We start from the raw sequence: 11,795 nt of genomic DNA, 5'->3' as shown, positions 1-11,795 counted from the left end.
ATTTTAATCTAAGGTGGCATTTTTATTATTTACTATTTTATTTCAAATAATTGTCCTTCTTTATTAATTTCAAACACTTTATCTCTATAAGATAGTGCGTTTTCTGAGTCTTTTAATATTTTTACAAGAGAGTATGTTCTCCAAAAATGCATTGGAAAAGCTGCTTTTGTATTAGTATTTTTCATAAAGTAATCAAATCCAAGATAGTACTGTTTACCTTGTCTAGAATCTAGTGGAACGAAAGCTAAGTCTATGTTTTCTCCTTTGATTTTATCAATTGCAGACTTATATTTATTTTCGGCAAATTCATTTTGCTCAGGAGTATTTTCTCCTTCCCAGTGCCACCAGTTTAGGTCTCCTGCGTGGTAAATTGATTTATTATCTACTTTAACAAGGAATGCTACACCTAGGTCGCTAGATTCAAGAGTTTTTATTTGTAGATTATCTATTAAGATTCTTTCATTTGCTCCTATAAACCTTGTGCTATCTGACTCAGTATTTTTTATATCATCTGATAATATATAAGTTATATTTGGATAAGTTTTTTCAAGGTCAAATATAATTTTGTCAAAATGGTCATGATGAGAATGACTTGAAAATACGTATAGTTTTTTATCCTTGTTAAATTCAGGAAGTTTTCCTTTGAAGTAGTCAAAAAGTAAAGTACAGCTATCAAGCTCTACGCTAAAGCAACTATGATGGATATATGTTATTTTCATAAATTGTCCTTTCTATATGTAAAAATTATTAATAGGTTATTTTATACACTTTATTATATACTTTATTACAATAAATTTTAACAAGTTTATATATTGGATAGTTATTAGGTTCGCATTTTATTAATAATTTTATGAAAAAATAAAATATGATTTTATTAGTTTTAGTTCAAAGTTATATAGGGTATTCTTAAAATAGAGAACATATTAAATTTATAAAAAAACAAAAGGGAGCAAAATAATGAGAAAAACATTGAATGAGTACATAGATAAGATAAAAAAATTACCAATTAAAGATAAATATACTAAAGAAGAATTATTATGTGAAGATTTTTTAATTGAAAAGGAAGGCAATATTGAGATTTACTATGCTCCACATAATGAGTATGTAAATCCAAAGGCTAAGGTATTTATAGTAGGAATAACTCCTGGGTTTCAACAGATGAGTACAGCTATTTCTCAGGCTAGAAAGAGCTTAGAGGAAGGAGATAGTATAGAAGATATACAATACAAGTGTAAGGTAGCTGGAAGGTTTAGTGGGAGCCTTAGAAAGAATATTATAGGTATGCTTGATGAGGTTAAATTAAATGAGTCACTTGGATTAGATAGTTGTAAGGAATTGTTTGAGGGAAGTGATCATTTACTACATACTATTTCTATGATTCCTTATTCTGTATTTGTAAAGGAGAATAACTATACTGGATATACTCCTAAGCTTGTTAAGAGTGAGTTTTTGATGAAGTATGTTTATGAAAATTTTACTGAGGTGCTTGAGGTGTTGGTTGATAAGGGGATATTAAAAGATGAACAGATACTTAAAGGGTTTCCTCATCCATCTGGAGCTAATGGTCATAGGTTGGTACAGCTTAGAGAAAATAAGGATAACATGATTAGGATAATTGAGGCAAAAGTGAGTAAATAACTAGGGTCTGACGTTACGTCGACGTTACGTGGACAAAACGAAAACAAAAACAAAAACTAAAATAAAAATAAAAATAAAAATAAAAAATAAAAAAAGATCTTATGTAAGTATTCATAAAAATTAACTATAAAGAGAGTGCTTTTAAGTATAGTTACACACTCTCTTAGTATTTATCAATGATTATAGAAATAGTGGCTTATAAATTAAAACTTAAGTGTTTAGTTATTTTCCAATATTATGTTCACGTGCGTAGAAGAACAAATAAAGCTGTACAAAGCTTGATAGATTACCGAATTTTTCAATGGCATAGTTTCGTATCTTAGGGATACTCATATCTGTGTCTAAATAGAACTCCTGTATAACTCTTTTCATCCAAATATCAACAGGGAAAACATCTAATTTTCTCATAGAAAACATGGCTATACAATCGGCTACTTTCATACCTACACCGCTTAAACTTTTAAGTTGATTAATACAAGAGTTAGTATCTTTACTTGAAAGTTCGTACAAGTTAAATTTGCCACTTAAGACATCTTCTGCAACTGATTTAATATATTTATCCCTAAAGCCTGTTTTACACTCTCTAAGCTCATCTAGAGATAAGCTGGCAAGTTTTTCTGGAGTAGGGAATGCGTAGTACTTTTTACCTTTATATTCGCCTAGATAGTCTCCATGTTTAGTAGATAGGTTGTCTATAATGTTTTCTACCATTTGGATAGAATTGTTTGATGATAGAATGAAGGTGATTAAGATTTCCCACTCGTCTTGGTCTAGTATTCTTAGTCCTGAGCCAAATTCTACGGCGGACTTAAGATGATTATCTATTTTGCATATGTTGCTTGTTATGTCTGAGTAGTTCATGTCTAAGCTAAAGTATTTATACCATATGTTATTGAAGTCATTTATATTTGTATTTTTTAAGTAAAGCGTATTGTTTGTTTGTGATACGTTCAATATTTTTCCTTTTACTACTCCTGTGTAGGAGTTGTCTGATTGTTTTTTAAATCTAAAACCTTGTCCACTGTCAAAAATTTGATTAATGTCAAAATCGTATATATTTTCAATTACTACCATATTTTCTTTTTCGTAAATATTCATCTATAAAACCTCCAATTTGAGATAATTACTAATTTTGCAAATGAATACTTAAATATTCACCTAATGACTAATATAATATACATTTATATAAATTAAAAGTAGATAGCCAGAAACAGTATTAGATTAAATAACTAAAAAATGTATAAATCAAAACATATACTAACAAAATACGACAAAATGATTATGCTATTATAAAAAAGTAATTATATTATAACTAAGATAGGTACAAGCTTAGTTATAATTTATATATAACTAATTTATGAGTACTTAGTTTTCAAGGAGAAAGTAATTATGTATAAAAATTATAAGATTGGGAGTGATGGTACACCAAAGTACAACGGTGGGAATTATCGTATAGCTCCGGAACGCAGATTTACTAAGAATACCCCGGAATGGGAGAGAAGATTAAGAAGTGATACACTAAAGTTGCATAGAAGAAGAACTAAAAAACAAGAAAACGTGTTTACTTTGAAGGTTAAACATGTATTATATGCTTTTGTAGTAATAATATTTATATCAGTAATCGGCAAATTCGATACGAATATAATTTCAAAAACTGAATCAGTTAAATATGTTGATATGGCTTTAGATAGTGCATTTACAGATGTAGGTAATCATATTATTAAACCTAGTGAAGGAAATATGTTTTTACATATAAATTTAAGCTTAGAAAATAAACTGAATAGTACCAATAAGATAAATATAAATGAATTTATATTAACAGATGAAAATAATAATAAATATAATGTTTTCTACTTAAATAATGCAAAGAATATTGAAACAATAGATTTAGAATCAAATAGTAAAATAGTTGATACTATTACATTTGAAATGCCTATTAATTATAGAGGAGAGTTAGAGTTGTTGTTTGAAAATGATAATGACTACAATAGGACTATAACTAAATTTAACATAAAATAACCCTTATAATATAATAATTGTAAGGGTTATTTTATAGGTTAATATACATTTTTTAAAATTAAATTATCTTTAAATCCTCCGCGAGATTTTTTCTTATCATTTCTCTTACTAATTACATCTTCATCGCTGTAACCATACTTATTAGCAATAGCAAATAAAACTTCCATAACATCAGCAATCTCTTCTAAATTCTTATCTTCAAGTAACTCATTAGTTTCCTCCTCAAGCTTCATATAAAGATAATCTAGAGCAATTTCATCACTAACAACCTCAACTTCACACTTCTTACCACTAACCTCTATAATTTCAGGGATTCTGTCTCTAATTAATTTATCGTAAATTTTCATAATTACCTCCAAATTATAATACTATAAAAAATTATATATATCATTAAGTTATAATATCAGTATATAAAATATACTAAGATGTTTATATATTTTTACTATTATAAATAATACTAGGATTCCATGTTGCTAATAAGTATTGAAGTCCTAAACTATACATAGTCTTGATAAATGATAATCTACATCCAGGAGATTTACCAGTTTGATTTATCAAAGTTTCTCTAAGGGGGTGGTGACTTAATATAAAATATTCATTTCTGTTATATAATTTTTCTAAATATGGATCAGATACAGGTAATCTTGCAAATTTACCATTTGTACCTCTATTACAGTTTTTACAACTTAAAACTAAATTCCAAACACCATTTATATTTAAATCTTCAGGTATATGACTTTGAACTGTATGAGCAATGAAATGATCAACATCGCACAAATTATCACTACCAGGATCAACACTAATCGCAGTTCCACAGTAAAAGCATTTACCTCTTTGATAGCCGTTTAATGCATCTCTACAAGAAGTTATATCTATTCTTTTACCTAAACTGTTTTCATTAATAAATAATGAATTATCTGATTCATCATAAGAAACACTTAACATGGAAGGATTTATATTTAAAGACCATGCGTTTTCTACTAATTTCCATCTAGCTTCTGTCTCAATAAATAAATTCTCTAATGAGCTATTTTCATTTATTAGAAATAGATTATCTGTTAAAATAATTCCTTTAGTATTATTTTTAGTTGTTACTTCATAGAATTTTTTATCTAATTCTGAACTATTTACATTATGAAATCTATCTATAACATTTTGGAATGGATTGCTAATAGTTAATTTTATCATTTCATCTATATCACAAGCATTTGAATTATATTTTTCAAATGCATCAAAGTATTTACTAGAATTAGAAGTTATTTGTTTATTTCCATTTAAAACATGTTCATTAGTATATTTTATAAATGGAAGAGCTAAGTCTTCTAATGATATAAAATCAGTACCTTTAGAAGATAATTCTATTAATGATTTACTTAGAGCAAATTTATATGTAGCAGCATTTTTTCCAAACAACACAATACCTCTAAAGTATGAATCTAAAGATGGTTGATCTATTATAAACTTATTCAAATTATCACCTCGCATTTAAAATTTTGTTAAATAATAAAAATGCCTCTATAAAATAGACTATAAAAAATCCTTTATACAGGGCATTAAAAAATGATTTTAGTTTTATAAATTAAATTCATCATATAAGTCAGTAATATTAATATTTAAAGCTTTTGAAAGATATACAAGCTCATAGTCATATACCTCTCTGTTATAATTTTCAATTCTCGATAAAGAAGTACGGTCTAAATCTAGTCCAAGTAAATTTAATTGAGCGATAAGTTGTTCCTGTGAAAGACCTTCACGTATACGAACTTTCTTCAAATTTTCACCTATCCAATTTCTTTTTTTCATAAAGATAATCCCTTCAAAGTAATATATGAGTGTATTCTAAATGATTTGGAAAGAATATATTGTGAGGTAAACTCACAATATGTGTTTTTATATATTTAAAATAAAAATAAATGTAATATACATTGAAATATTAAGGTTAGATGTATTAAATTTATATAAATTCTTTACTCATAGGGATTATGAACATATTTAGGGAAATAATTATGACAAAGTTAGCTTCAATGACTCTTATATTGAAGTTTGACTTAGAGGTTAATAAAAATATGTAAGTTATAAGTGATATCTTTGTATGGATATATATTAGAAAAGGAGATAGTATTATGATAAGTTTTCAGTTAAGAAATGTATTATTCTTAAGATATACGTTAAATGCTGATAAATAGAGTTTTAATATGACTTTATTATTAATGGACAAAAGGTACTATTATACTATTATAATATATAATAAGAGGCAGATATTTATATACCCTTCTGTCGTGAATCACGACATAAGGGTATATTTTAAAATAATAAATTTACATAACACAATACCATAAACAAATAGCAAGAAGTAGCTCGGTATAGTTTTAAAACAAAATCAGGGGGAGAAAAATATGATAGAACAAATAAACACACAAATAAACAATGCAAAAAATGAAGTAGCTAAAAAATATGTATTAGAAAATAAGCTAAATAAACTAAAAAAAGAATTATGTAAAAGTGAAGAAGAATTAAATAAACTAGAGAATAACCTTATAAAAGAAAAAAGAGATGTAGATAAACTAAACACACTATCTTTATCAAACTTAATATCTACAGTAATGGGAAGCAAAGCAGAAAAAATGGAAAAAGAAGAAAAAGAATACATAACGGCAAAAATCCAATATGATAGCTCAAAATCTAAAGTAAGCTCAATAAAATCTAGCATAAATGAAACAACAAAGACACTAACTAGCTTGGCAAAATATGAAGTAGAATATGCTAACTTATTAAAAAAGAAAATAGAGCTAATCAATATCTGCGGAGATGAAAATACTAAAAACAAAATAATATACCTAGAAGAAAAAATAGATAACTACCTAAAGGAAATCAAAGAAATAAATGAATCTATATCAGTTGGAAATAGTCTAATAGAAGAAATAGAAAAAGCTAAAAAACTATTAAATTCTGCAAAAACTTGGAGTACACTTGATATATTTGGTGGAGATATATTAAGCTCTATGGTTAAACACAATAAAATAGATGAAGTTCAAATGCATTTTTCTAGAATTTCAAATTTAACAAGTTCTTTTAATAAAGAACTAAGAGATGTAAATATTAGTGGAGTGGGATTTTCAGCTACAACAAAAACATTTGATATATTCTTTGATAATATATTTAGTGATCTTTCGGTAGATAAACATATCAATCAATCTTATGATAATATATGTAATCTAGAAAAAAGTGTAGAAAATATATTGAGAAATCTAAAAAGCAATAAAGAAAAATTAAATAGTGAAGTTACTGCTACAAGAAATGAATATGATGAATTTATAAAAAATGTATAGGAAACTGTGAAAATTATTTTCTTTTTTAAATTAAATATTATTTAAGTAACAACTAGAAGTGTAAAAATATGGCTAAAAATACATAAATAATAATAAATTTTGTATAATATAAATTAAAATATACTATTATTACTGTATAGTATAAAAAAATAAAAAAAAATTTCAAAAAAACATTGCGAAAACGTTTTTCATACATTACTATTTTGTAAAAGGATATAAAATATTTTATATACAAAAGGGGAGAGGTATGAAAAGAATCGTTAAAAATTTAAAGATTTTATGTATGGCAGGGGTTTTATCAGTATGTAGCATTAATAGTGTATTTGCAAGTGATTTAAACGCAAATAATCAACCTCAACAAACAACTGTATTTGACAGAACTAATAATGTATGGAATGCAAAGTACTTTAGAATACCTAGTATGCAAACTTTATCTGACGGTTCAATGTTAGCATTTTCAGATATTCGTTATAATGGTGCAGCAGATCATGCATTTATTGATATTGGAGCTGCTAGAAGTACTGATGGGGGACAAACATGGGACTATCAAACAGTAATGGAAAATGATCGAATTAACCAAACTTTTTCTCGTGTAATGGATTCAACAACTGTTGTTACAGATACAGGTAGAATTATATTAATAGCAGGAGCATGGAATAAGGATGGTAACTGGGCAAGTAGTACAACTTCTCTAAGAAGTGATTGGTCTGTTCAAATGGCTTACTCAGATAATAATGGACAAACATGGTCTGATAAAGTTGATTTAACTACAAATACAGCAAGAATAAAAAATCAACCAAGTAATACAATTGGATGGTTAGGTGGTGTAGGATCTGGTATTACAATGGCTGATGGAACAATAGTAATGCCGGCACAAATCGCATTAAGAGAAAATAATTCTAATAATTATTATGCAACAATCATATATTCAAAAGATAATGGTGAAACATGGACTATGGGAAATAAAGTACCTGATGCAAGAACTTCTGAAAATATGGTAATTGAATTAGATGGAGCTTTGATTATGAGTGCTAGAAATGATGGAAGTAATTCCAGAGCATCATATATATCTTATGATTTAGGATCTACATGGCAAACTTATGAGCCTTTACATGGTAAAATACCAACTGGGAATGGATCAGGTTGCCAAGGGTCATTTATTAAAGTTACTGCTACAGATGGTCATCAAATAGGATTAATCTCAGCACCTAAAAATACTGTAGGTGGATATGTTAGAGATAATATAACTGTTTATATGATTGATTTTGATGATTTATCTAAAGGTGTTAAAGAATTATGTGTTCCTTACCCTGAAAATGGTAATGCAAGTGGTGGAGGATACTCTTCTTTATCTTTTAATGATGGTAAATTAAGTATACTTTACGAAGCAGATGGAAACATAGTATACAAAGATTTAACTGATTATTATTTAGCAATTAATAATAGCTCAAATAAAGATGTCGAATATTTATCAGATATATCTTGGGAAAAAGCAACAACTTCATATGGAACGGTTAGAAGAGATGTAGCGCATGATGGTGTTAATAAATTAATATTAAGAAATAACGATGATAATAAAATTACATATGACAAAGGTGTAGGTATTCATGCTAATGGTGAGATAGTAGTTGATTTAAAAGATAAAGGTTATAAGAAATTTGAAACTTATGTAGGAATATTACAAAATGATACTAGTAGTGCTAAAAATTCAAGCTCTGTAAAGTATGAGTTTTACTTAGATGATAAATTAGTTGCAAGTACTGGTGTTATGAATTTTAATACTCCTAAAGAAGATATTTCTTTCAATATAACTAATGAATCAAAATTAAAAATAGTTGTTAATGATAGTGGAAATGGAAACTCAGGAGATTGGGGAGTACTTGGAGACGCTAAATTTATTAATAATTAATATCAAAACAACCAAAATATAGATATATTTGATATAATCCTTTATAGTAAACAAGTTACAAATCATCAGAGTAGTTTATAACTATATAGGTGAGTTTACGAAAGATGGTATAACGAATGGTTATACAAACAAAGGAGGATATTATGAGTTGTATATTTTGTGAGATGAATAACTATGTATTAGAAAATGAACTAGCATATGCTATATATGATAAATTTCCAGTAAACAAAGGGCACTTATTATTTATACCAAAGAGACATGTAAAAGATTTTTTTGATATAAGAAAAGAAGAAAGAGAAGCTATATTTGATTTAGTTGAAGAAGGTAAAAAATTACTAGATGATAAGTATAATCCAGATGCTTATAATGTAGGTGTAAACTGCGGAGAAGATTCAGGACAAACAGTAATGCATGTCCATGTACACCTTATACCAAGATACAAGGGAGACACAAATGCACCTCAAGGTGGAGTAAGAGGAGTAATTCCTGAAAGAATGAAATACTAAAAAATATTCATACATGATTTTCACATCCTAGTAAATACTAACTATAAGTTATACATTAACTTACCTAGTATACTAAAGGAGTGAGCTCACAATGAGATGTTTAAACTCAGATCTATCACAAATATACGGCATGAATGGAGTATACGATATCTACAGAATGTGCTGTAAACTAAACCAAGACATATGCCCTTTTGCAATGCAGTGCCACGAGGACAAATACCAGTATATGAATAGAGAAGACAACAACATAGATACTGACGAATACAATTAATTCTCTAGCACCAGAAGCTAACCTTCTGGTGCTTTTTATTTACAATAAACATATAAATAAAAATAATCATATGTTATTATAGTAAATAACTAAAACAGGGGAGAACCAATTTATGTTTATAAAAATAATAACATCTAGTATACTATTAACACTTTCAATCATAGGAACATATATATTATTTGGGCTTGTCTATAATCTTATAGAAAGAAAAAATATCAGATACATAAACTATACATTTGGTACAACAGGGATACTTCTCACAGGAATCGTAGGAGTAAGCATCCACGAGCTAAGCCATTATATAATGTGCAAGATATTTGCTCACAAAGTACAAGAAGTAAAGCTATTTACTCCAGAAGGATTTAAAGAAGATGGAACACTTGGGTATGTATCCCATACATACAATAGAAAAAGCATATATCAAAATATAGGTAATTTTTTCATAGGTATAGCTCCTATGGTACTTGGAACAGTATTTTTAAGCTTATGCCTGAAGGTATTACTACCAGAAATCTACACAGAGCTTATACTTCTAATAAAAGAGTTCATAACATATTCATCAAATAATAATATACAAGGAATATTTGTAGTGATAAAAGAAGCAATATTTATATTTTTAGGTATGTTTTTATCATTAGATAACTTATTTAATATAAGATTTTGGATATTCATATTTCTAATGTGCTCAATAAGTTCTCACATGTCTTTAAGCAAAGCAGACCTAAAAAACTCAAGTACAGGGCTTATATGTATATTTACTACATCAATAGTAGTATCAGCTATATCTTTAATATTTAAATTAAATGTCTCAAGCCTTGGAGATATCTTACTTTCTTACAATGTATATGTCTCTTGTTTATTATTTGTAGGCCTAGCATTTGCATTACTAACGATGTGTATTTCATATTTATTTTATAAAATAAAAAGAGGATAGATTATTAAATCTATCCTTTTGCATTATTTTTATCAACTTGCTTTGAGTCGTATATTTTAACCGCCTTATTAACTATAACAGCAAACCAAATAAGAGCTACTCCTAAGATTGCATGACATAGACCTGCTATATGGCTAAGACCAGCAAATTCACTTCCGTTAACTTGTAAAACACCTCTAGCTACTAAAGTAGATATTAAACCTAAAACTCCAACATTGTAAATAACTATCCAGGCTTTGAAATTTTTAGATTCAGATATAGAAAAGTTTTTCTCAAGTAGTAAAACTATTATAAAGAATATAAATCCAAGTACTAAAGTATGAGTATGAGCTGCACTTAATACAGTAACCCCACTAAAATCATTTAGTTTAGTAAACTCCCTATAAAAAACACCCAATAATAGACCAACTACTAAGTAGAAAGTTGATAATTTAATATATTTTTGCATAACTACCTCCCATTATATTTATATAATCATTTATACACATAATGGGAGCATTTAAAACTTAAATTAACAAATATATGATATAATTGTAACAAAGAATCACTATCGAGGTATAAAAGTAGGGGGTAAGAATTCATGAGATATTTTATGAAATCAAAATTTTTTAAGATAAAAGAAGACTTCTGGATAAAGAATCAATATGAGGAAGACGCATATTTTGTAGATAATAAATTTTTAACTTTTGGTTTGCAGTTTGATATTCAAAAAGACAATAGAGTACTTTACTCAGTAAAAGAAAAGCTTCTTACATTTCTTTCAAATTACGAGATTATGGAAAATAATAAAGTAATAGCTACAGTAGATCAGAAGCTTACTTTTCTAAAATCAAAACTTAATGTTAATAGTAAGTACGGAGAGCTTGAAGTTGAGGGGAGTATATTTGATTACAACTACAAAATCTATCAAGGTAATAGGGTAATAGCAAGTGCTAATAAAGAGATGTTTGCATTAACTGATAAGTATATGGTAGATATAGACTTTGAAGATGAGGCATTTATCTTAGCTTTAGTTGTAATAATAGACAATATAATAGATAAGAAGAGAAGAACGGCTAATTAAACTAATAACACAAGTAAAGGATATGAGTCACTTTTAGATGCTAGTAGACAACAAATTGTCATTAGAATTGCATTAGAAAGTGACAAGTATCCTTTTTATTTTTTTTATATGCTATGTGATATTATT

Annotated in this window: 14 protein-coding genes; 8 read left to right on the top strand and 6 right to left on the bottom strand. The window is 27.3% G+C overall.

Features of this window, described 5'->3' with window-relative positions:
- Positions 1–32 precede the first annotated feature (32 nt).
- Positions 33–719: an MBL fold metallo-hydrolase gene (locus CHL78_RS11100; RefSeq protein WP_094365961.1), complete on the bottom strand. Its 687-nt coding sequence runs from the start codon at positions 717–719 to the stop codon at positions 33–35.
- A gap of 238 nt (positions 720–957) precedes the next feature.
- On the opposite strand from CHL78_RS11100, the gene CHL78_RS11095 reads away from it, so the two are divergent.
- Entirely contained in the window at positions 958–1,638 is a 681-nt protein-coding gene (locus CHL78_RS11095) for a hypothetical protein (RefSeq protein WP_094365960.1), read from the top strand.
- Between the two features lie 222 nt (positions 1,639–1,860).
- Here CHL78_RS11095 and CHL78_RS11090 read toward each other — a convergent pair whose 3' ends face one another.
- A complete protein-coding gene (locus tag CHL78_RS11090) occupies positions 1,861–2,736 on the bottom strand; it encodes a DNA-3-methyladenine glycosylase family protein (RefSeq protein WP_116041475.1) in 876 nt (291 codons plus the stop codon).
- Positions 2,737–3,027: 291 nt separating this feature from the next.
- Between CHL78_RS11090 and CHL78_RS11085 the strand changes: the two genes are divergently transcribed.
- Positions 3,028–3,657 (top strand): DUF4352 domain-containing protein, encoded by a 630-nt coding sequence (locus tag CHL78_RS11085; protein WP_094366928.1) that lies wholly within the window; start codon positions 3,028–3,030, stop codon positions 3,655–3,657.
- A 38-nt stretch (positions 3,658–3,695) separates the two neighbouring features.
- Here CHL78_RS11085 and CHL78_RS11080 read toward each other — a convergent pair whose 3' ends face one another.
- From CHL78_RS11080 to CHL78_RS11070, 3 genes are all read right to left on the bottom strand, one after another.
- The gene (locus CHL78_RS11080) at positions 3,696–4,004 is read right to left on the bottom strand and encodes a nucleoside triphosphate pyrophosphohydrolase (protein ID WP_094366929.1); all 309 of its coding nucleotides are present in this window, start codon (positions 4,002–4,004) and stop codon (positions 3,696–3,698) included.
- Positions 4,005–4,086: 82 nt separating this feature from the next.
- Positions 4,087–5,127, bottom strand: a complete 1,041-nt coding sequence (locus CHL78_RS11075; RefSeq protein ID WP_094366930.1) for an HNH endonuclease — start codon at positions 5,125–5,127, stop codon at positions 4,087–4,089.
- Between the two features lie 102 nt (positions 5,128–5,229).
- A complete protein-coding gene (locus tag CHL78_RS11070; RefSeq protein ID WP_243446417.1) occupies positions 5,230–5,430 on the bottom strand; it encodes a helix-turn-helix domain-containing protein in 201 nt (66 codons plus the stop codon).
- Positions 5,431–6,053: 623 nt separating this feature from the next.
- Between CHL78_RS11070 and CHL78_RS11065 the strand changes: the two genes are divergently transcribed.
- The 5 genes from CHL78_RS11065 (at position 6,054) to CHL78_RS11050 (ending at position 10,606) form a co-directional block, all read left to right on the top strand.
- Positions 6,054–6,986 (top strand): hypothetical protein, encoded by a 933-nt coding sequence (locus CHL78_RS11065; RefSeq protein WP_094366932.1) that lies wholly within the window; start codon positions 6,054–6,056, stop codon positions 6,984–6,986.
- A gap of 247 nt (positions 6,987–7,233) precedes the next feature.
- Positions 7,234–8,895 (top strand): NPCBM/NEW2 domain-containing protein, encoded by a 1,662-nt coding sequence (locus CHL78_RS11060; protein ID WP_116041473.1) that lies wholly within the window; start codon positions 7,234–7,236, stop codon positions 8,893–8,895.
- Between the two features lie 143 nt (positions 8,896–9,038).
- Entirely contained in the window at positions 9,039–9,401 is a 363-nt protein-coding gene (locus CHL78_RS11055; RefSeq protein ID WP_094366933.1) for an HIT family protein, read from the top strand.
- A gap of 91 nt (positions 9,402–9,492) precedes the next feature.
- Positions 9,493–9,672 (top strand): hypothetical protein, encoded by a 180-nt coding sequence (locus CHL78_RS20765; RefSeq protein WP_158540684.1) that lies wholly within the window; start codon positions 9,493–9,495, stop codon positions 9,670–9,672.
- A 112-nt stretch (positions 9,673–9,784) separates the two neighbouring features.
- A complete protein-coding gene (locus tag CHL78_RS11050) occupies positions 9,785–10,606 on the top strand; it encodes a metalloprotease family protein (RefSeq protein WP_094366934.1) in 822 nt (273 codons plus the stop codon).
- A 10-nt stretch (positions 10,607–10,616) separates the two neighbouring features.
- On the opposite strand, the gene CHL78_RS11045 is transcribed toward CHL78_RS11050, so the two are convergent.
- Positions 10,617–11,054: a DUF2871 domain-containing protein gene (locus CHL78_RS11045; RefSeq protein ID WP_094366935.1), complete on the bottom strand. Its 438-nt coding sequence runs from the start codon at positions 11,052–11,054 to the stop codon at positions 10,617–10,619.
- Between the two features lie 132 nt (positions 11,055–11,186).
- On the opposite strand from CHL78_RS11045, the gene CHL78_RS11040 reads away from it, so the two are divergent.
- Positions 11,187–11,669 carry an LURP-one-related/scramblase family protein gene (locus CHL78_RS11040; RefSeq protein WP_094366936.1) on the top strand — a complete coding sequence of 161 codons (483 nt, stop codon included), beginning with the start codon at positions 11,187–11,189 and terminating at the stop codon, positions 11,667–11,669.
- Positions 11,670–11,795 lie beyond the last annotated feature (126 nt).

Source organism: Romboutsia weinsteinii, assembly GCF_002250835.2.
In the GTDB taxonomy this organism is placed as follows: Bacteria; Bacillota; Clostridia; order Peptostreptococcales; family Peptostreptococcaceae; genus Romboutsia_A; species Romboutsia_A weinsteinii.
Note: the sequence above shows the minus strand (reverse complement) of the source record. Positions and strands in the feature narration are given on the sequence as shown.